The organism is Cellulomonas composti, assembly GCF_007990245.1.
Classification (GTDB): domain Bacteria; phylum Actinomycetota; class Actinomycetes; order Actinomycetales; family Cellulomonadaceae; genus Cellulomonas; species Cellulomonas composti.
Map to the genome: position 1 here is coordinate 66681 of NZ_BJWG01000013.1, position 21083 is coordinate 87763.

General features: G+C 74.7%; 16 protein-coding genes and 1 pseudogene. 9 read left to right on the forward strand and 8 right to left on the reverse strand.

Annotated features, from left to right (window positions below; all coding sequences use genetic code 11):
- Window position 1 precedes the first annotated feature (1 nt).
- Complete coding sequence (locus CCO02nite_RS13325) at window positions 2-4894, forward strand: hypothetical protein (protein ID WP_146843642.1); 4893 nt, start codon at window positions 2-4, stop codon at window positions 4892-4894.
- A gap of 32 nt (window positions 4895-4926) precedes the next feature.
- On the opposite strand, the gene CCO02nite_RS13330 is transcribed toward CCO02nite_RS13325, so the two are convergent.
- Both CCO02nite_RS13330 and CCO02nite_RS13335 read right to left on the reverse strand, forming a co-directional pair.
- Entirely contained in the window at window positions 4927-5268 is a 342-nt protein-coding gene (locus CCO02nite_RS13330) for a VOC family protein (protein ID WP_146843643.1), read from the reverse strand.
- A 60-nt stretch (window positions 5269-5328) separates the two neighbouring features.
- Window positions 5329-6876, reverse strand: coding sequence for an HNH endonuclease signature motif containing protein (locus tag CCO02nite_RS13335; protein WP_186812701.1), 1548 nt, complete (start codon window positions 6874-6876; stop codon window positions 5329-5331).
- Between the two features lie 203 nt (window positions 6877-7079).
- Between CCO02nite_RS13335 and CCO02nite_RS13340 the strand changes: the two genes are divergently transcribed.
- From CCO02nite_RS13340 to CCO02nite_RS13370, 8 genes and pseudogenes are all read left to right on the forward strand, one after another.
- Entirely contained in the window at window positions 7080-8150 is a 1071-nt protein-coding gene (locus CCO02nite_RS13340; protein ID WP_146843645.1) for a sulfate ABC transporter substrate-binding protein, read from the forward strand.
- 1 nt (window position 8151) lies between these two features.
- Window positions 8152-9000, forward strand: coding sequence for a sulfate ABC transporter permease subunit CysT (cysT, locus tag CCO02nite_RS13345; RefSeq protein WP_146843646.1), 849 nt, complete (start codon window positions 8152-8154; stop codon window positions 8998-9000).
- A gap of 79 nt (window positions 9001-9079) precedes the next feature.
- Entirely contained in the window at window positions 9080-9907 is an 828-nt protein-coding gene (locus CCO02nite_RS13350; protein WP_281284607.1) for a sulfate ABC transporter permease, read from the forward strand.
- Window positions 9904-10605 (forward strand): annotated as a pseudogene (locus CCO02nite_RS13355) (sulfate/molybdate ABC transporter ATP-binding protein); the annotation flags it as partial. The gene CCO02nite_RS13350 and the pseudogene CCO02nite_RS13355, both read left to right, overlap by 4 nt.
- Before the next feature lie 30 nt (window positions 10606-10635).
- Window positions 10636-10902 carry a TOBE-like domain-containing protein gene (locus CCO02nite_RS16410; RefSeq protein ID WP_443092614.1) on the forward strand — a complete coding sequence of 89 codons (267 nt, stop codon included), beginning with the start codon at window positions 10636-10638 and terminating at the stop codon, window positions 10900-10902.
- Between the two features lie 7 nt (window positions 10903-10909).
- Complete coding sequence (locus CCO02nite_RS13360) at window positions 10910-11332, forward strand: RrF2 family transcriptional regulator (protein WP_146843649.1); 423 nt, start codon at window positions 10910-10912, stop codon at window positions 11330-11332.
- Window positions 11333-11407: 75 nt separating this feature from the next.
- Window positions 11408-11875, forward strand: a complete 468-nt coding sequence (locus CCO02nite_RS13365; protein WP_146843650.1) for an RrF2 family transcriptional regulator — start codon at window positions 11408-11410, stop codon at window positions 11873-11875.
- A 110-nt stretch (window positions 11876-11985) separates the two neighbouring features.
- The gene (locus CCO02nite_RS13370; RefSeq protein ID WP_146843651.1) at window positions 11986-12939 is read left to right on the forward strand and encodes a sulfite exporter TauE/SafE family protein; all 954 of its coding nucleotides are present in this window, start codon (window positions 11986-11988) and stop codon (window positions 12937-12939) included.
- A 78-nt stretch (window positions 12940-13017) separates the two neighbouring features.
- Here the strand turns inward: CCO02nite_RS13370 and hemL are convergent, their stop codons facing one another.
- The 6 genes from hemL to hemE form a co-directional block, all read right to left on the reverse strand.
- Window positions 13018-14340, reverse strand: coding sequence for a glutamate-1-semialdehyde 2,1-aminomutase (gene hemL, locus CCO02nite_RS13375; protein WP_146843652.1), 1323 nt, complete (start codon window positions 14338-14340; stop codon window positions 13018-13020).
- On the reverse strand, window positions 14337-15332 hold the full coding sequence (gene hemB, locus CCO02nite_RS13380) for a porphobilinogen synthase (protein ID WP_146843653.1): 996 nt from the start codon (window positions 15330-15332) through the stop codon (window positions 14337-14339). The genes hemL and hemB overlap by 4 nt, the downstream gene beginning before the upstream one ends.
- Entirely contained in the window at window positions 15329-17170 is a 1842-nt protein-coding gene (locus CCO02nite_RS13385; RefSeq protein WP_146843654.1) for a uroporphyrinogen-III synthase, read from the reverse strand. Before CCO02nite_RS13385 ends, hemB begins: the two co-directional genes overlap by 4 nt.
- The gene (gene hemC, locus CCO02nite_RS13390; protein WP_146843656.1) at window positions 17167-18210 is read right to left on the reverse strand and encodes a hydroxymethylbilane synthase; all 1044 of its coding nucleotides are present in this window, start codon (window positions 18208-18210) and stop codon (window positions 17167-17169) included. Before hemC ends, CCO02nite_RS13385 begins: the two co-directional genes overlap by 4 nt.
- A 198-nt stretch (window positions 18211-18408) precedes the next feature.
- Window positions 18409-19989, reverse strand: coding sequence for a protoporphyrinogen/coproporphyrinogen oxidase (locus CCO02nite_RS13395; protein ID WP_146843658.1), 1581 nt, complete (start codon window positions 19987-19989; stop codon window positions 18409-18411).
- Window positions 19986-21047, reverse strand: coding sequence for a uroporphyrinogen decarboxylase (gene hemE, locus CCO02nite_RS13400; RefSeq protein ID WP_246117547.1), 1062 nt, complete (start codon window positions 21045-21047; stop codon window positions 19986-19988). The genes CCO02nite_RS13395 and hemE overlap by 4 nt, the downstream gene beginning before the upstream one ends.
- Window positions 21048-21083: the final 36 nt, after the last annotated feature.

Below are 21083 nucleotides of genomic sequence, written 5' to 3' on the forward strand. Positions count from 1 at the left end.
CGTGCCCACGACCCGCGTCCTGATGACGGCACTGCCGCACACGCTCTCCGCGGCGGCGCCCGTGCACCTCACGGCCTACGTCACGCACAAGCTCGAGACCGCGACCGACACCACGCTCGCCAAGTTCCCGCCCGCCCGCCACTGGACCGCGACGCTGCGCGACGGCACGCTCGAGCTGCTCACCGACGCCGTACCTGACCCGATCCCGTTGACGGTGGTGTCCGTGCCCGACGACGCCGCGTGGGTGGCCGTGTTCCCGCCGAAGACCCGGGTGACCGGGTACCCGGCGCCGGACGTCTCGGGCGCGCAGTGGAACAGCTACCCCGCGCACCGGCTGCCCGACCACGCGATCGACCTGCACCTGATGTCGCTCGTCGCGAACCCGACGACCCGCCCGCCCGTGCTGACGAGCCCCGTGGTCAAGAGCTTCCTCGGGATCCTCGGGCAGACCTCCCGGTCGTACGGCCAGCTCCTCGAGCTTGCTGCGCAGCACGAAGGCCGCCGCGCACAGCTGCTCGCGCGACGCTCGTCGGAGGCGGCCAGCACGCTCGGCATCAGCAAGGGCCGCGAGGGCTACCAGACCCGCATCGAGCCCACCCGTTCCGCGATCGAGCTGCTCCTCGACGACGAAGGCGTCGACGAGCGCACGACGAAGCTGCTCGACGGCGCCCTGGGCGTCGACAACTCCGGCAACCCCGCGCTGCAGATGCTCGCGGACGCGCACGCCACCCGCCGTTACTACGACCGGCCGGAGGAGCAGACCCCGTACCGCAAGCACCCCAAGAACGGCGCGACCCTGCCCCGGCCGACGAAGCCGTCGCCGGACTTCCACCAGCGCGCCGCGCACCTGGCCGACACCCCGGCCGTCCTGCGACCGCTGGGCCTGGCCGTCGACCTGCGCATCGAGGACGCCGACGCGCGGGCGGCGCTCGCGAAGGCCCGTTGGGTCGCCGTGCGGTTCACCCCGGCGGCCGGCGTCAAGCTGACCCGCGTCGCGCCGCCGCGCACCCGGGTCGTCGTGAGCGGGGACCGGTTCGACGCGGTCTCGTCGGACGCGTGGGTGGGCGGCGCCGTGCCGCTGGGCGACGACGGGTACGTGGTGCTCGACCTCGACCCGGACGCGAGCGGCCTCAAGCTCGACCAGCACCTGCGCTCGTACCTGCAGCTCGCGGCGAGTGAGACGAACGGCGACACGACGACGTCGGCGCCCGGCACGCTGCGCACCAGCGGGTTCGCGATCGCCCGGACCGACCGTGTCGACGCGACGCGCGAGCGTGTCCAGCGTTCCGAGGACATGACGAGCCCCGACGACGCGCCCGGCGTGGCCGGCCCGCTCCTCACCTACGACGACCTGGTGCGTGGCATGCGGCTCGAGGTGTGGGACGACCGCAGCGGCACGTGGCACAGCCTGCACGAGAGGCGGGTCGACGTCACCGCGGACCCGCACGACGGCACCGGCCCGCACCCCGTGCTCACGGACGCTCCGGACGTCGGCTACCTGCAGCTCTCGGGCCTGAACCGCGTGCCGGGCAATCCCGCCAACCCCTACTACCTGCACGAGGTCGTCGCCGGCTGGGACGGCTGGAGCCTGTCCGCGCCGCGGCCTGGGCGCGTGATCGTCGACGAGCAGCACCCGCCGACACCCACGCCCGAGGACGCCGAGGTCTCCGGCGTGCACGTGACCACGCGCGCGCAGCCCGGTTCGCTGCCCCGGCTGCGGTGGGGGACCTCCTACTCGTTCCGCCTGGTCGGGGTGGACCTCGCGGGCGACTCGGTGCCCCGCGTCACGACCCTCTCGCCCGCGCCCGCCCCGGCTGCGTCCCCGGCGGCGGTCGCCGCGGCCACCGCGCACCTGGCTCACCTGGCCGACGTGTACCGCAGGCGGGACGAGAACGGCCTGCTGGCCGCCGTGCGCGCCGACGTCCTGGCGGCACTGCCCACGTTCGACGACGGTGCGGACGGACCGCCGGCACCGGGGCGCGACGAGAGCGCCACCGCGGCGGCCGATGCCGCGTGGCTCACCCGCGCCGCGCAGCGGGTCTCCGACGCGACGCCGGCCGCGGCGACCCGCGAGCAGCTCGCGGCGGCCGTACCGAAGGCGTTCCGCACCGGCGACGTCACGCTCGACGCCGCGGTCGGGGCCCGCCTCACGTCGGCCGCGCTGCGCTCGGCGACCCTGCTGCGCACGGCAGCCGCGAAGTCCGGCCCGGGCGTGACCGAACCCGTCACGGTGCTCGCCGGGGAGCAGGCCGCGGCCGCCTTCCGCCGCGTCGCCGCCGCGTCGCGCACGCTCGCCGAGGGCGCCTCCTCGTGGCGCGTGCGCCCGCAGCTCGCGATCGACCCCGCCGCGTTCGCCGACCTCGCGGCCGTCCCCGACCTCGCGGTGCCCGGCGACGTGCGGGCGGGAGCGCGACCGATCGTGACCGCGCCGCGCCCCTACCTGCGCTGGACGCCGGTGCCGCCGCCCGCCCTCGTCGCCCGCGACACGCTCGGCACCGGCGAGCAGCTCTCCCGGCTCGTCGTGCGGACCGGCCTGCCGAACGGACACCCCGACGGCGCCAAGACGAGCGAGCGCCACGTCCTGCCGCCCAAGGCGACCCAGCTCGAGGCCGAGACGGATGCCCGGTTCGACGCCGCGATCGGCTCGACGAGCGCCGCCGCGCAGAAGAAGCAGTACGCGATCGCGCTCGCCGAGCGCGGCACGCTCCTCGACAAGCGGCGACCCAGCCTCACCAACGCCAACGGCAGCCACCAGCAGCCGGGGATCGCGTTGCGCTCGCGGCCGGGCGCCAACCCCGACACCGCCGTCACGCTCGACGACATCGCCGCGCAGCGGGACACGCCGCTCGGTGAGGGTCAGTACGTCGTGCACGACACCGACCTGCTCACGCTCCCGTACCTGCCCGACCCGCACGCCGCGGGGATCGCGCTCGTGTTCTACGACGCGGGCGACCCGCACCTGCTGCCCGAGCCGCGGGTGCTGCAGGCCGTCGTGCTGCCGTTCCCGGGTGCATGGCCGCAGCTCGGGCCGCTGCGGATCGTGCTCACCGGCGGGCCGACGCTCTCGGCGCGACTGTCCGGCCGCAGGCTGCGGATCACCGTGCCGCCCGGCGAGCAGGTCCGCGTCGCGATCTCGTCGTCGCTGCGTTCGCAGGACCTCGCGGACTTCGGGTTGTGGCGCTCGCACCTGGCGAGCACGATCGACCCCGACGGCGACGGCCAGGCGTCCGAGGACGAGGTGATCGCCGCGGCGATCCTGCTGCGTGCCGCTGTGGCCGGCTGGACGTGGTGGCTGACGCCGTCCGCCGACCTGCGCCTGGTGCACGCCGTCCCGAAGCCCGTGCGCGCGCCCGAGCTCGTCGACCTGCGCGTGCTGCTGCGGCCGCCGGGTCTGCCGGTGGCCCTGCTGGGCGGGATCGTCGACGTGCACGGACCCAGCACCGACCGCCTCGTCGTGCGCGCGTCGTGGCGCGAGTGGGTCGACGACGTCGCGACGCCCGGACCGGTGCAGGTGGACCGCACCGACGTCGTCGTGAACTCGCCCGTGTGGGGCGGCGAGGAGCTCGGGCTGCTCTGGATGGTCGACCACACGCCGAACCCGACCGACGCGTTCGGCGCCGCCGGGATGGGCGTGCACCGGGCGATCCAGACCTTCACCGACACCCATCACCGCGACGTCACCTACACGCCGAGCGGGCCGACCCGATACGCGGAGTTCTTCCCGGCGGCCGACGTCCCGGACCCGGAGTCCCCGGCTCTCGCCGGCGCCCCGCGCACGCTCACGGTCGCGTCGTCGGCCCGTCCCGCGGGTGCGGAGATCGTCGACACCGTGCCGCTGCTGCGCTGGGAGACGGGTACCGAGCCCGACCAGCCGTTCGCGCTGCGACGTGTGCGCCGTTCGGGCGTGCGGATCTGGCTGCGGCGGCCGTGGTTCTCCTCGGGCGACGGCGAGCTGCTGGCCGTGCTGATCGCCGCCGGCGGCAACCCGCCGTCCGACGCCATCAGCCTGTGGGGCCGGGACCCGATCGTGCAGGGCGCTCAGGTCGCCGACGGCACGAGGCCGCCGCTCGTCGAGCCCGCGCACCTGCTCGCGGCCGCACTGTCCGGGGGCGGCTGGGTGCCGGACCGCACCGCTCGCCCCGTCGCGCTGCCGTCCACGTACCCGCTCGTCGACGTCGCCGGCACCCCGAACGCGCAGGTCTACGGCTACCGCCCCGAGTACCACCCCGACCGAGGGCAGTGGTACGTCGACGTCGCACTCGACGACGGCCCGCAGCTCTGGCCGTTCGTCCGCCTCGCGGTCGCGAGGTTCCAGCCGGACTCGATCGCCGGCTGCGCGCTCTCGCCCGTCGGGCTCACCTCGTGGGCTCAGCCGCTGCCGACCCGTACGACGACCGTCAACCGCCCGAACCCGCGCGCCGTCCGGGTCACCGTCACAGGCGCCGTCGGGTTCCTGCGGACCCGCGGACGCGGCGACGGTCGCCTCGCGACGGTCGGCGGCCAGCCGGGCGCGACGCGCTCGTCCGACGAGATCGACGCCGACGCCCCCGTCGGGCAGGCGCAGGTGCTCGACGACCTGCTGCGCCTCACGCGCGTCATGACCGCGAGCCTGCAGACCCTCGATGCCGGCGCGAGCGACCTGCAGTGGCGCACGGTCGCGACGCGCCGGCTCGCCGCGGTGGGCTTCGGCACCGAGTTCGACTTCAGGGTCACCTGGACCGGCGAGCTGCCCGCGGTCGGGGTTCCCGTCGGCACGCCGGGTGCGTCGCAGCGCTGGCGCGTGCTCGTCGAGGAGGTCGAGCTCATGGACGCCGACGACCCCGACCAGCCCAACCTCCAGGGTGCGACGACCACCACCCCCCGCACGGTCTACCTGGACACGATCGCGCTGTAGCCGGGTCGTCCCGGGGGCGAACGCGCCGATCGCTAGACGCAGAAGGGATTGCCCTCGGGGTCGGCCAGGACGATCCAGCTGCCGTTGCTGTCCGACCGCCGCTCGACCAGCCGACCGCCGAGCGCCTCGACCTCGGCCGCCGTCGCCTCCCGGTCCTCGACGCTGCAGTCCAGGTGGACCCAACCAGGGTCGAGGTTCGGCCGGTCGGTCTGCTGGAAGAGCAGCCGGGTGCGCCCCTCGCCGGGGTCGACGAGCACGTAGCCGTTCCCGGTCCCCACGGGCGTGCCGCCGACCAGCCGTGACCAGAACTCCGCCAGCCGCGCGGGCTCCCGCGCGTTGATCGTCACGCAGCTCACGACGACGAGTGCAGCCATGGCCGGACTGTAGCGGCGGGTGCTCACATCCGTCCGGGACGTGTCGTCGCGTCCCGCCCGTCATCGCGCACCGTCCCGGTCCGGCTGGACGGCCGGCCCGGGCGGACCGTTCCGGAGGCGGCCGAGGGCGTCGCGGAACGTGTAGACCATCGCGGACCGCACGCTCGTGCCCGACGTCGTCGCCGGCGCGCGGAGCTGCCGCTCGACCCCGAGGTCGAGGCGGTGCACCTCATGGTGGTGGAACCCGCACAAAAGCACGGCGTTGTCGAGGTCGCTCGGACCGCCGTGCCGGTCCCACCAGCGGATGTGGTGGACCTCGCAGCAGGACGCCACGGTGCCGCACCCGTTCCAGGAGCACGCCCGGTCGCGCGCGACGACGGCCAGACGCTGCGCGGGCGTGAAGTGCCGCCGCGCGCGTCCGACGTCGAGCGGCAGCCCGCGCCCGTCGAGCACGACCCGTGTCATCGCGCAGTCGCACAGCGCGGTCGCCAGCTCGTGCGGCGAGAGCACCGTGCCGTCCGACGTCGTCGCCGGAGGATGCGGCCGGAGCTCGACGGACGTCTCCCCGGCCTCGAGCTCCTGCCGCCGTCGACGGACCTCGTGCCACGCTTCCGCGGGGACGAGCAGGCATACCTGCGGCACGACGCCCGGCGTGACCAGACCAGGCACCACACCGCCGTCACCCCCGCCGGCGCCCTCCCGACCCCGCGCGCCCGGCGCGGGCTCGGCGCCGGCAGGGGCACTCTCATCCGGCCGGGTCTCAGCGAGCGGCGTCTCGCCGCACCCGCTCTGCGCCGCCGGCGACCAACCGCGCCCCAGGGCGTGGCCGGCGAGCGCGGCGAGCGCGTCCGCGTTGGCCTGCTCGTGCGTGCGGTCCTCGTCGGACCGGTGCCCTGTGGCGTCGAGCGCGCGCTGCAGCGCCTGTCCGGCCAGCGGGTCGAGCCGACCCTTGAGATGCGTGCCGTCGGGCGTGTGCGTGAGGACGAGGTACCGCTCGCGCCGGCCGCGCTCCCGTTCGTCGTCGAGCGGCGCGGGGTCGTAGCCCGCGACGAGTGCCGCGAGGTCGCGCGTGAAGGTCCGGTCGTCGGTGCCGTGCGCGAGCTCGACGACCGCGGCCTGACCCTCCGACGACCGCAGGAACGCGGCGACGGTCTGCGATGCGCCCGCGAGGGTGCGCGCGAGTGCATCGACGTGGCGCTCGGGCACGTGACCGCCCAGGACCGCGGCGCGCACGTCCGGCAGCGCCGCCAAGGCCTGCGCGGACCGCACCTGCTGCTCCGCCCGCCACCGCGACGCTCCGAGCGCCCGGGCGCGCTGGTCGAGGAGCTCGCGTTCGTTGCCGAGGCGCTCCGCAGCCTCACGCTGCGCGACGAGCAGAGGCGCACGCAGTCCGACGACGAGCGCGGGCAGCCGATCGAGCACCGCAAGAGCCCGAGCCCGCGCACCCACGGACCACGTGTCCGCCCGGTCGACCGAACCGACGAGCCCGACCAGCTCGTCCGCGACGGCCGCGAGCCGGCCGAGTGCGCGCCCCTCCTCGTCGAGCGCAACGGAGGCAGGAGCGAGATCCCGCCCCGCACCCTCGTCGACGACGCATGATTCGAACACGTGTTCGACTATAGTCCAACCGTGACGAATCGGGCAACGCCCACGCGCCCCCCGCGGTCGCCGCAGATCAGGAGTGTCCACGAATCAAGACAGGATTGGTTGGGTATGGACAGGACGCGCACTCGTCCCTACTGTTCCGAGTGTTCTGATCGGGTAACTCGGAATAGGCCGAGCCCCGCCGTCGCACTGGGAGCGCCCCGACCATGAAGTTCACCTTCACCCGCCGGTCCTCACGCCTGGCCGCCGTCCTCGCCGCCGCGTCGCTGCTGGCGGTGACCGGGTGCAGCTCGTCCGACGACCCGGGCACCGGCTCGACGCAGACGGCCGGCTCGTCCGAGGCGCCCGCGAGCGAGGCGCCCGTCGAGGAGACGTCGATCGACCTCGTCGGCTTCGCCGTCATCCAGGCCGCGTACGACGACCTCGCGGCAGGGTTCGCGCAGACGGACGCCGGCGCGGGCGTCACGGTCAAGGGCTCGTTCGGCGCCAGCGGCGCCCAGAGCCGCGCCGTGATCGCCGGCCAGGACGCCGACCTCGTCGCGCTGTCGCTGACGCCGGACGTCGACAACATCGTCAAGGAGGGCCTGATCCCGGAGGACTGGAACACGGACCCGCAGAAGGGCATCGTGTCCGACTCGGTCGTCGTGATCGCGGTCCGCAAGGGCAACCCGAAGAACATCCAGGGCTGGGACGACATCGTCAAGGACGGCGTCGGCATCGTCACGGCGGACCCCGGGACGTCGGGCTCCGCGAAGTGGAACCTGCTCGGCGCGTACACGCACGGGCTCGGCGACAACAACGACAAGGCCGCCGCCGAGGCGTACCTGCAGCAGTTCATCGACCACGTCGTGAGCTGGAACGACTCGGGCCGCACCGCGACGGACGCGTTCGTCAAGGGCACCGGCGACGTGCTCATCTCCTACGAGAACGAGGCGATCGCCGCCCGCGCCGCGGACGTCGAGCTCGACTACGTGGTCCCGGACTCGACGTTCCTCATCGAGAACCCGGCCGCCACGACGACGGACGCAGCGCAGCAGGCCAAGGACTTCCTCACCTTCGTCCGGTCCGACGAGGGTCAGCAGATCCTCGTGGCGCACGGCTTCCGCTCGCCGTTCGGCGTCGAGCCGACCGCGGACGTCGTGGGCGCGAACGACCCGTCCGACCCGTTCCCCGCGCCGGCCAGGATCTGGACGGTCGAGGACCTCGGCGGATGGAGCGTCGTGAACGACGAGCTGTTCGGCAAGGAAGACGGCCTCGTGACGCAGCTGCGGGGCTGACGTGTCGCTCGTCGCACAGGTCGACCGGGCGACGCCCACCGCCCGCGGGCGGGGGCGTCGCCCCGGCGAGCTGACACGCGGGGCCGGTCTCGGTCTCGGGATCGGCGTGCTGTGGCTCAGCCTGCTCGTGCTGCTGCCGATCGCGGCGATCGTCTCGACGGCGTTCGAGGACGGGATCGCGGGGTTCTGGGAAGCGATCACCGACCCGGAGGCCCTCGCGGCGATCCGCTTCACGGTCGGGGCGGCCGCGCTCGTCACGCTCGTCAACGCCGTGATCGGGACGTTGATCGCCTGGGTGCTGGTCCGTGACCAGTTCCCGGGCAAGCGGATCCTCGAGGTCATCATCGACATCCCGTTCGCGCTCCCGACGATCGTCGCGGGCCTGGTGCTCATCACGTTGTACGGGCCGGGCGGGCCGTTCGGGATCAACCTCGTCGGGACGCAGGCGGGCGTGGTGCTGGCGCTGCTGTTCGTCACGCTGCCGTTCGTCGTGCGCTCGGTGCAGCCCGTGCTGATCGACGCGGACCGCGAGGTCGAGCAGGCCGCGGCCTCGCTCGGCGCCTCGGGTTTCGTGATCTTCCGTCGCGTCATCCTCCCGACGATCACGCCCGCCGTGGTCTCCGGCGCCGCGCTCAGCTTCGCGCGTGCGCTCGGCGAGTTCGGCTCCGTGATCCTCATCTCCGCCAACCTGATCGGGAAGACCCAGGTGTCCTCGTCGTACATCCTCAAGATGATCGAGTCGCAGGAGCCGGTGGCCGCCGCGGCCGTCGCGACCCTGCTGCTCGGCGTCGCCGTCGTCGTGCTCGTGATGCTCGACGTCATCCAGCGCCGGACGGCCCGCCGTGGTTGACGTCCTGGAACCCGAAGCCCCGACGAGGTCGCCGAGGAACGGCCGCGGCCGCGGATCCGACGAGGGTGTGGCGCCGCAGGTGCGGCGCGCGCGTCGTCGTCGGACCCGTACCACGTGGGTGCTGCGCACGATCGCGGTGCTGTACGTGACCGGCCTCGTCGCACTGCCGGTCGCGTCGGTCGTCCAGCACACGTTCGCCGACGGCCTCGCACCTGTGATCGAGGTCATCACGTCCGAGGACTTCCTCGCGGCGCTGCGCCTGACGGCCATCGTGGCGGGCATCGCCGTGACCATCAACACGGTGTTCGGCGTCGGGATGTCGTTGCTGCTGGTGCGCTACCGGTTCCGGGGCCGCCGATTCATCTCGGCGGTCATCGACCTGCCGGTGTCGATCTCCCCGATCGTCGTCGGCGTCGCGCTGATCCTCGTGTACGGCTCGTACGGGTGGTTCGGCGGCGCGCTCGAGGACGCGGGCTTCCGGGTCATCTTCGCCGTGCCGGGCATGGTGCTCGCGACGGTCCTGGTCTCGCTGCCTCTCGTGCTGCGGGAGATCGTGCCGACGCTCGAGGAGGCCGGCATCGAGCAGGAGCAGGCGGCGCAGTCGCTCGGCGCGGGTCCGTGGCAGCGGTTCTGGCGTATCACGCTCCCGACGATCAAGTGGGCGCTGGCGTACGGCGTCGCGCTCAGCCTGGCGCGGTCGATGGGTGAGTTCGGAGCGGTCCGTGTCGTGTCCGGCTCGGTCGCGGGCGTGTCCCAGACCCTCACGCTCTACGTCAACGACTCGTACCAGGAGTTCGGCGCGCAAGCCCAGCAGCAGGCCTTCGCCGCTGCGTTCGTTCTCATGGCGATCGCCGTCGTGCTGATCGTCGTCATCGCCGCGTTGCGGCCCAAGGAGGACAGGTCATGAGCCAGCATCCGGGACGGTCCGGCGGACGTTCGGGTGAGCCGTCGGGGATCGTCGTGCGGGGCGTGCACCGCAAGTTCGGCGACTTCGTCGCGCTCGACGACGTGGACCTGGAGGTCAAGCCCGGCGGGCTGACCGCGCTGCTCGGCCCGTCCGGCGGCGGGAAGTCGACGCTGCTGCGCATCATCGCCGGCCTGGACTACCCGGACCGCGGCACGGTCGAGATCGCGGGCCAGGACGCGACGTTCCTGCCGCCGCAGCGGCGCTCGGTGGGCTTCGTCTTCCAGCACTACGCGGCGTTCAAGCACCTGACCACGGCGCGCAACGTCGCGTTCGGGCTCGAGATCCGCAAGCGTCCCAAGAACGAGGTCGCCGAGAAGGTGCAGGAGCTCCTCGAGCTGGTGCACCTCGAGCAGTTCGCCGACCGCCTGCCGTCACAGCTCTCGGGCGGTCAGCGCCAGCGCATGGCGTTGGCCCGCGCGCTCGCGGTCGAGCCCGAGGTCCTCCTGCTCGACGAGCCGTTCGGCGCGCTCGACGCCAAGGTCCGCAAGGAGCTGCGCGACTGGTTGCGCCGCCTGCACGACGAGGTCCACGTCACCACCCTGTTCGTCACGCACGACCAGGAGGAGGCGCTCGAGGTGGCCGACGAGATCGTCGTCATCAACGAGGGCCGCATCGAGCAGGTCGGCTCGCCGGGCGACCTGTACGACCGACCGGCCAACGACTTCGTCATGTCCTTCCTCGGTCCGGTCACGCGCCTCGCGGGCGAGCTCGTGCGCCCGCACGACGTCGAGGTGCTTCTCGACGAGCGCGCCGGGGCGGTCGAGGTCACCGTGACCAAGCTCCTGCGCGTGGGGTACGAGGTCAGGGCGGAGACGCTCGCGGCGGACGGCTCGACGCCGTGGGTGCAGCTCAACCGCGTCCAGGTCGACGAGCTCGGGTTGCAGGTCGGCGCCGTCGTCTGGCTGCGCGCGCTCGTCGTGCGCGCGGCGGCCTGAGGCCGTCGTGCACGTCTCCGCGAAGGTGGACTACGCCGTCCGCGCCCTGCTGCTGCTGGCCGAGCATGCACCGGCGCTCGTCACGGTCGAGACGCTGAGCGTCGAGCAGGACCTGCCGCGCGGGTACGCCGAGGGGATCCTCAACGAGCTGCGCAAGCACGGGTTCGTCGTCGGCAAGCGCGGGGTGGGCGGGGGCTACCAGCTCGCGCGGCCCGCCGCGACGATCCGCGTCGGTGACGTGGTCAGCGATCTGGAGGGGCCGTTCGTCACGGTGCGGGCGGCCGCGCCGGACACGCTCGACTACACCGGCGTCGCGCAGCACGTGCCGTCACTGTGGGGTGCCGTCGACGACCGCCTGCACGACGTGCTCGACGCCGTGTCGCTCGCGGACCTGCTCGTCGGAAGGCTGCCTGCGCCCTCGTCGTCGTGACGGTGGACGCGACGCTCGTCGGGACGGTGGAGGGCCGTGCCGACGAGCGTCGTCGCGTGGGGAACAATGGGCGCCATGCGGATCTCGGCCAAGGCGGACTATGCGGTGCGGGCGTGCGCCGAGCTCGCGTTGGCGGACGCGACCGGCCGCGGTGAGCCCGTCGCCGTCGAGACGCTCGCGCAGGGCCAGGGCCTTCCGACGAGCTTCCTCGAGCGGATCCTGGCGGACCTGCGCCGCGGGGGTGTCGTCGTGAGCGTGCGCGGCCGGTCCGGCGGCTACCGCCTGGCGCGCTCGGCGGCGGAGATCACGCTCGCCGACGTCATGCGTGCGGTCGAGGGTCCGCTCGTCACCGTTCGCGACGAGCGTCCGCCGTCGCTCACCTACGAGGGCTCGGCGGCGTCGCTGCTGGACGTCTGGGTCGCGCTGCGGGTCAGCGTCCGGGACGTGCTCGACGAGGTGACGTTGGCCGACCTCGTCGGCGGCGAGCTGCCGACGTCGGTCCGTTCCATGCTCGGCCGGGCCGACGCGTGGGAGAACCCCTGAGCCGACGTGACGGACGCTGATCCGTCTCAGATCGTGGACGCGGGTTGATAAACAAGTCAACCGGTCGGGATTATCGGGAAATCTTGTTCCGCCGATCGTGAGGCTGCCCGATGCCCCAGCTCCTCCTCCTGGCCGTCGTCGGCCTCGCCGCCCAGCTCGTCGACGGCGCGCTCGGCATGGCGTACGGGGTGACCTCGACGACGCTCCTCCTGGCGATCGGCACCAACCCCGCCGCAGCGTCGGCGACGGTGCACCTGGCCGAGATCGGCACGACGCTCGCGTCCGGCGTCTCGCACTGGAAGTTCGGGAACGTCGACTGGAAGGTCGTCTGGCGGGTCGGCGTGCCCGGCGCGATCGGCTCGTTCCTCGGCGCGACCGTCCTCGCCCGGCTCGCGACCGACGCCGCCGCACCCGTGATGTCCGGCATCCTGCTGGCGCTCGGCACGTACATCCTCATCCGGTTCACGTTCAAGGGCCTGCGCAAGGACCGGCTCGGCCTGCCCGTGCGCAAGCGCTTCCTCGCGCCGCTCGGCCTGTTCGCCGGCTTCGTCGACGCGACCGGTGGCGGCGGCTGGGGCCCGGTCGGCACGCCGGCGCTGCTCGCGTCCGGCCGGATGGAGCCGCGCAAGGTCATCGGCTCGATCGACACGTCCGAGTTCCTCGTCGCGATCGCCGCGTCCCTGGGCTTCCTGTTCTCGCTCGGCTCGCAGGGCATTGACTTCGGGTGGGTGCTCGCCCTGCTGATCGGCGGCCTGATCGCCGCGCCGATCGCCGCGTGGCTGGTGCGGATCATCCCGCCGCGCATCCTCGGTTCGGCCGTCGGTGGCCTGATCGTGCTCACCAACACCCGCACGATCATCCGGTCCGAGGCCGTGGGGCTGAAGGGCACCCCGGCCGAGGCGGCGATCCTGCTGGTCGTCGCCCTCGTCTGGGTCGCCGCGATCGTCTGGTCCGTCCGCGCCTACCGCCGCGAGCAGGCCGCCGAGGCCGCCGAGTTGCAGCAGATCGCCGACGACGAGACCGCGGTGGCCACGCCGGCGAACGACACGCTCGCCACGGCCTGACGCCGTCCGCGCCCGAACCGCCGATGGGCGGTGGGCGGCGGGCGTGTCAGCCGGTGGGCGTGTCAGTCAGCCGGCGCGTCAGCCCGCGGGCGTCGCCGCAGCCGCTGCGGCGGCCGCAGCCGGGAGGGCCGCCTCGATGCGGGAGACCGCCTCGTCGTCGTGCGCGGCCGAGACGAACCACGCCTCGAACGGAGACGGCGGCGCGTAGACGCCCGCCTCGAGCAGCGCGTGGAAGAACGCGCCGTAGCGCCAGTGCTCGGTCGCCTTGACCGCGTCGTAGTCGCGCGCGCCGTTGGTGGCCGCGTCGACGCCGAACATGATCGAGAACAGCGAGCCGGCCCACTGCATCGCGTGCGGGACGCCGGCGTCGGCGAGCGACTTGGACACCGCGTCGCGCAGGCGGGCGGAGGCCTCGCCGACGGTCCGGTAGACGGACTGGTCCGCGAGGCGCAGCGTCGCGAGGCCCGCGGCGGTCGCGACCGGGTTCCCGGACAGCGTGCCCGCCTGGTAGACCGGCCCGGTCGGCGCGAGCTGCGACATCACGTCGCGTCGGCCGCCCACGGCCGCGACCGGCAGGCCGCCGCCGATGACCTTGCCGAACGTGAACAGGTCCGGCGACCAGCCCTCGCGCAGGCCCTCGAGCCCCCACCAGCCGGAGTAGCCGACCCGGAAGCCCGTGAGCACCTCGTCCTTGACGAACAGCGCGCCGTGCTCGTGCGTGATCCGGCGGATCGCGGCGTTGAAGCCGGGCACCGGCGGCACGACGCCCATGTTGGCGGGCGCGGCCTCGGCGATGACGGCCGCGATGCGCGGACCGTGCTCGGCGAACACGGCCTCGAGCGCCTCGACGGAGTTGTACGGCACGACGATCGTGTCGGCGACGACCGCGGCGGGCACGCCCGCCGAGTCCGGCAGCCCGAGCGTCGCGACGCCGGAGCCGGCCGAGGCCAGCAGCGCGTCGACGTGCCCGTGGTACCCGCCGGCGAACTTCACGACGAGGTCGCGGCCCGTGACGGCGCGCGCCAGGCGCAGTGCGGTCATCGTCGCCTCGGTGCCGGTCGACACGAGCCGTACCTGCTCGGCGGGGGGCACGCGGTGCCGGATCGCCTCGGCCAGGTCGATCTCGGTCTCGGTCGGCGCACCGAAGCTCAGGCCGCGCGCGGCGGCCTCCTGGACCGCGGCGACGACCTCGGGGTGCGCGTGGCCGAGCAGCGCCGGCCCCCAGGACCCGACGAGGTCGACGTACTCGCGGCCCTCGATGTCCGTGACGTAGGCGCCGCGCGCCGACGCCAGGAACAGCGGCGTGCCCCCGACAGCGCCGAAGGCGCGCACGGGTGAGTTGACGCCGCCAGGGATCACGGCCTGGGCGTGGGCGAACACCTCGGCGTTCGTCGGGCTCATCGGGACTCCTCTGCCAGCCATCCGGCCAGCTCTGTCGCGTGGTACGTGAGTACGTGATCGGCACCTGCACGCCTGATGCTGAGCACGGACTCGTAGATCGCCCGTTCGCGCTCGATCCAGCCCGCGGCGGCGGCGGCCTCGAGCATCGCGTACTCACCCGAGACGGCGTACGCCGCCACCGGTACGGGTGACGTCGCGGCGACGTCGGCGAGCACGTCCAGGTAGCTCATCGCGGGCTTGACCATGACGATGTCCGCGCCCTCGGCGACGTCGATCGCGACCTCGCGCGCCGCCTCACGCCGGTTCGCGGGGTCCAGCTGGTAGGTCCGGCGGTCGCCCTGGAGCTGCGACTCGACCGCGTCCCGGAACGGCCCGTAGAACGCGGAGGCGTACTTGGCCGCGTAGGCCAGCACCGCGACCTCGTCGTACCCGGCGCCGTCCAGCGCGTCGCGCACGACGCCCACCTGGCCGTCCATCATCCCGCTCAGCCCGACGAGGTCCGCCCCGGCCGCCGCCTGCGCGAGCGCCATGTCGGCGTAGCGCACCAGCGTCGCGTCGTTGTCGACGCGCCCGTCCGGCGTCAGCACGCCGCAGTGGCCGTGGTCCGTGAACTCGTCCAGGCACAGGTCCGCCTGCACGACGAGACCGCCCGCGGCCTGCGCCGTCGCCACCGCGATCGCCCGGTTGAGGATCCCGTCCGACGAGGTCGCCTGCGTACCCGTGGCGTCGCGGACCTCCGGGACCGCGAACAGCATCACGCCGCCGAGCCCGGCCCCGACCGCGCCGTCGACCGCCCCCTTGAGCGACTCCAGCGTGTGCTGCACGACGCCCGGCATCGACGGGATCGGGCGCGGCTCGGTCAGCCCCTCGCGCACGAACACCGGCAGCACCAGCCGGCGTGGGTGCAGGTCGGTCTCGCTCGTGAGCCGGCGCATCGCCGCGGACGCGCGCAGCCGGCGCGGCCGGATCCGGCCGGGGTTCGGGTTGGTCATGGCGCCTCCTGCGGTCGGGTCCCATCGTCGCGCACGCCGCCGACCCCCCGCGCCGCGGTCCGTTCACGCGTGGTCAGTTCACGCGTGGTCTGTGCACGCGCGGTGCGTTCATCCGCGTCCGCCCGCGCCGCTGCCCGTTCATCCGCGTCTGCCCCCGCCGCTGCCCGTCCATGCGCGGCCCGCGTGAGCGCGTCGACGAGCCCGGTCATGGTCTGCTGCTCCGCGGTCGCGGCGAGCTCCAGGCCCAGGCGGTCGGCCTCCGCGGCGGTCGTCGGACCGATCGCCACGAGCAGTGTGCCCGTCGGGGGCGGTCCCAGGTGCTCGACGAGTGCGCGCACCGTGCTGGCCGACGTGAGCAGCGCGGCGTGGATCGCACCGCCCCGCCAGGCCGCGCGGACCTCGTCGGACGGCGGCGGCGCCTGCACCGTCCGGTAGGCGATCACCTCGTCGACCTGCCACCCCCGCGCCCGCAGCCCGTCGGCCACCGTGCTGGCAGCCAGGTCCCCGCGCGCGAACACCACCCTCGCGCCCCCCTCCCCCCGCCCCGGGTGGCCTTCCCGCCGCCCCGCGGCGGGTTCTCCACCCACAGCAACGCCGGCCGCCGCCTCGGGCTGGCCCGCCGCGTCGGCAGGGTTGATTGCGGTGTCGAGGTGGCTCACCGCGCTGGCAGGTCGAACCGGGTGGACTTCCCCCCGCCCGGCAGCGGATTCTCCACCCACCGCGGCGTCGGACGCCGGGTCGAGGTGGCTCGCCGCGTCGTCGGCTCGATCCGGGTGGACTTCCCGCCGCCCGGCAGCGGGTTCTCCACCCACAGCAACGCCGGCCGCCGCCTCGGGCTGGCCCGCCGCGTCGGCAGGGTTGATCGCGGTGTCGAGGTGGCTCACCGCGCTGGCAGGTCGAACCGGGTGGCCTTCCCCCTGCCCGGCAGCGGGTTCTCCACCCACTGCGGCGTCGGACGCCGGGTCGAGGTGGCTCGCCGCGTCGTCGGGTCGATCCGGGTGGACTTCCCGCCGCTCGGGAGCGGGTTGTCCACCCACGGCGGCGCGGGCCGCCGGGTCGGGCTGGCCCGCTGCGGTGGCGGGGTCGGTCGGAGAGGCGAGGTAGCTCGCCGCGTCGGCAGGTCGGTCCGGGTGGACTTCTCGCCGCCCAACAGCGGGTTCTCCACCCACCGCCGTGTCGGGCGTCGGCTCGGGCTGGCCCGCTGCGGTGGCGGGGTTGGTCGGACGGACGAGGGGGCTCGCCGCGTCGGCGGGTCGGTCCGGGTGGACTTCTCGCCGCTCGGCGGCGGGGTGTCCACCCGTGGGAGCGGTGGGGAACTGGGTGACGAGGGTGGTGGCCGTGGAGGGGCCGCGGGGGGTCAGGGTCGGGGGGACGGCGTGGTCCTCGAGGGCGCGGGCGGTGCCGGGGCCGACGGCGGCGACCTGGACGGCGCCGTCGGTCAGCAGCGATGCGAGGGTGCGGCCGGCGGCGCGGGCGCGGGCGTCGAGCACGGGAACGGCCGCGCCGCTGGTCACGACGAGCCAGCGGTACCAGCCGGCGCCGAGCGCCAGGAGGGCGTCGTCGAGGGGCTGTGTCGGCTCGGGCGGCTCGATCGCGATGAGCGGGACGAGCTCGGGCGTCGCGCCGGCGGCGGCGAGGGCGATGACTGCGCCGGACTGGCCCGCGGTCGGCCGCGGGACGAGCACGCGCCAGCCGGCGAGGGGGCCGGCGGCCGCAGACTCGTCCGGACCCGTGCCGGCGAGGGGGACGGCGGCCGCAGACTCGTCCGGACCCGTGCCGGCGACGGGGCCGGTGGCCGCAGACCCGTCCGGACCCGTTGCGGAGCCGGTGCCGGTCACGCGCCCGGCCCCAGGGGTGCCAGCTCGGCTGCTCCTTGTTCGAGCAGCAGGTCGGCGAGCTGCGCGCCGAGTGAGCGAGCCATGGCCTCGTCGGGCAGGTCGGCGTGGTCCGCGGACGCGGCGGCGCCGAGATCGGGTGCGGACGCGTCGGGACGGGGCGGTGCCACGTGTGCGCGGCGCGCCTCGGCGACGGCGCCGTGGCGCAGGGTGCGGGAGCCGTCGGTGCTGGCGACGACGGCCTCAAGAGTCAGGCGCGCGCCGACCAGGTGCGCGATCGCACCGACCGGTGCGGCGCAGCCGGCCTCGAGCCGGGCCAGCAGGGCGCGTTCGGCGGCGACCGCCAACCGGGTGGGCCGGTCGTCGAGCGCGGCCAGCGCGCGCGCGAGCGGAGTCGTCGGGTCCGCGAGGTCGGCCGTGCGGACCTCGACCGCGAGCGCACCCTGACCGGGGGCGGGCAGCATGACCGTGTCGTCGAGCACCTCGGTGACCGCGTCGAGGCGGCCGAGCCGGGCGAGGCCCGCGCGGGCGAGCAGGATGGCGTCCAGGTCGCCCGGGCCGTCGGGGTGGCCGGCGACGCGGCCGAGCCGGGTGTCGACGTTGCCGCGGATGTCGACGACGACGAGGTCCGGGCGGGCCGCGAGGAGCTGCGCGGCGCGGCGCGGCGAGCCGGTGCCGACGCGCGCGCCGGGCGGCAGGTCGCGCAGCGCGAGGCCGTCGCGCGCGCACAGCACGTCGTGCGGGTCCTCGCGCGGGGGCACCGCGGCGATGGTCAGGCCCGGCGCCGCGGCGGTCGGCAGGTCCTTGAGCGAGTGCACCGCGACGTCGCAGCGGCCGTCGAGCAGCGCGTCGCGCAGCGCGGTGACGAACACCCCGGTGCCGCCCAGGCTCGCGAGGCTGCCCGTGAGCCGGTCTCCGTCGGTGCGCACGTGCACCGTCTCGGTCTCGAACCCGCCGAGGCGCGAGAGGTCCGCGGCGACGTGGCCGGTCTGCGTGAGGGCGAGCCGGGACGCACGCGTCCCGATCCGTACCAGGGGTGGCATGCCGCCAGTCTCCCCGACGCCGATGCACGTGTCGAAGTCGCGTGGTGAATGCAGCGCACCGTGCATTTCCGCCGGGAAATGACGACCCGTCAGAAAATGTCGCCGACGGCTCGGAAATGGGCCGTCGCGCGCGACCCGTAAGGAATTCTCGCGCGCAGCGGATCGCTCGGGTCCGGCCGGACGGATGTCTGTCCGGTGTCAGACGAGAGCGCGTGCGGCGGACTCGGCCTGCGGGATGACGCTCGCCAGCCCGTTGCCGGCGAACCAGGCACCGCAGGCCGCCAGCCGCGGCGCGCGGTCGTCGTCGGCGGCGGACGCGAGCGCCGCAGCGACCCGCGCGGTGGCCTCGCGATGAGCCGCGCTCGGGCGCGGCAGCGCCTGGCTCCAGCGCACGACGGCGTCGCCGAGCAGGTCCGTGCGGTCGAGCGGGACGCCGAGCAGCACCGACGCGTCGGCAAGTCCCTGCGTGACGAGGTCGAAGTCGCCCAGGTCGGCGCCCGCGCCCTCGTCGGACCCGGACGCGGACGCGGATCTGGAGGTGGATCCGGATCCGGACCCAGCCGGTGCGCGACCGTACGAGAGCCGCACGACGTGCCGTCCCGCGCCGGCCTGCTCGGCGAGCCACGGCCACTTCGCGGTCGCGTGCGTGAGCGCCTTTGCGCGGACGTCGGTGGCGCCGCGCCCGACGAGCACGCCCGTACCGCGCGGAGCATCGTCGAGCCCGGCCGCGCCCGACCCCCTCGCACCCGCCCCACTCGCACCCGCCACGCCCGGTCCCACCCCGCGCGAGGACAGCACGAGCGTGACGAGCCGGACGTCGGCGCCGTCGTCGAGCCGCACGTCGGCGAGGTCGGGCAGGAGCGCACCGAGCGCGTCGAGGCCCTGCGGGCAGGCGACGACGAGCCGTCGAGCGCGCACGGTCCCGCCGCGGTGCGTGACCAGGACGTCGGGCCGACCGCCGCCGTCCGATGCGGCAACGGGCTCCACCCGGGTCACGGGCGAGCGCAGCAGCACCGTCGCGCCGTGGGCCGCCAGGTCGGTGCGCAACGCGTCGACCAGCGTGTGCAGGCCGCCGCGCAGGCCGAGCACCGCGGCGCCCGCGGGTGCGGCCGCACGCAGCGTGGCGACGGCGACGGCGAGCGAGCGGTGCGTGGCGAGGGCCGCGGTCAGGCCGGGCGCGACCGCGTCGACCGCGAGATCGTCGGGGTCGGCAGCGTGCACGCCTCCGACGACCGGGCGCACGAGCCGGTCCACGACCCGAGCGCCCATGCGCCGCCGGACGAGCTCGCCGAGGCTCGTCGCCGAGCGCCCGACACGTGCGGGCAGCCAGCGGTCTGCCGCGGCGCGGGCGGCGCCGAGCGTGCCGAGCGTGCGCCGCACGTCGCGCGACCACGGCTGGGACGGGATGCCGAGCAGCCCCGTGCGCGGCAGCGGGCCGTCGCCCGACGGCAGGTGCACCCAGGACCCCAGCGCGGCGGGCGACACGACGGCGTCGCCCAGCCCGAGGTCGGCGAGGAACGCGACGACCGTGCCGCCGCGCGTCGCGAACGACTCCGCGCCGGCGTCGAGCCGCAGCCCCGCCACCTCGTGCGCGCGCACCGCACCACCGGCCGCGTCGCGCGCCTCGAGCACGAGCGTGCGCAGTCCGGCGCGCGCGAGCGTGCGCGCGGCGACGAGCCCGGCCAACCCGCCGCCGACGACGACGGCATCGACGACGACGGCGTCGAGGACGACGCCCTCGTCGCGCGCCGGCGAGCTCGTCGGGACGGGCGTGCTCACAGCGAGTGGACCAGCCCGACGAGACGCGTCAGCACCTCGGGATCGGTGTCCGGCGGCACGCCGTGGCCCAGGTTGACCACGTGCCCGGGGGCGCTCGCGCCGCGCGCGACGACGTCACGGACGTGCGCCTCGAGCACCGGCCAGGGCGCGGCCAGCAGCGCGGGGTCGATGTTGCCCTGCACGGGCGTGCGCCCGCCGAGCCGGCGGATCGCCTCGTCGAGCGGGATGCGGTAGTCCACGCCGACGACGTCGGCGCCGACGTCCCGCATCGCCGCGAGCAGCTCGCCCGTGCCGGTGCCGAAGTGCACGGTGCGCACGTCGAGGTCGGCGACGTGGCCGAGCGCGCGGGCCGAGGCGGGCGCGACGTGCTGGACGTAGTCGGGCAGCGACAGCGCACCCGCCCAGGAGTCGAACAGCTGCGCCGCGGAGGCGCCCGCGAGCACCTGCGCGCGCAGGAACGCGCCGGTCACGTCGGCGGCCCACCCGGTCAGCGCGCGCCACGTCTCGGGGTCCGCGTGCATGAGCGTGCGGGCCGCGAGGTGGTCGCGCGACGGACCGCCCTCGACGAGGTAGGCGGCGAGCGTGAACGGGGCGCCGGCGAACCCGATCAGCGGCGTCCCGCCGAGCCCCGCGACGGTCAGCGCGACCCCCGCGGAGACGGGCGCCAGCGCCTCGTCGGACAGCGTGAGCTCGCGCAGCCGCGCGACGTCGTCGGCCGTGCGCACGGGCGAGCCCATCACGGGTCCGACGCCCGGCTTGATCTCGACGTCCACCCCGGCCAGCCGCAGCGGCACGACGATGTCCGAGAAGAAGATCGCCGCGTCCACGCCGTGCCGACGCACCGGCTGCAGCGTGATCTCGGACGCGAGCTCCGGGTCGAGGCACGCCTCGAGCATCGCGGTGCCGACGCGGGCCGCCCGGTACTCCGGCAGCGACCGCCCGGCCTGGCGCATGAACCACACCGGCAGGCGTTCCGGGCGGTCCCCGGAATAGGCACGCACCAAATCAGAATGTGACGTGCGTCGCTCGACGAGGGGATGTCCTGCGGGAAGTGGCACCCGTCGATTGTGCCCGACGAAAATGCGGGTGGTTGA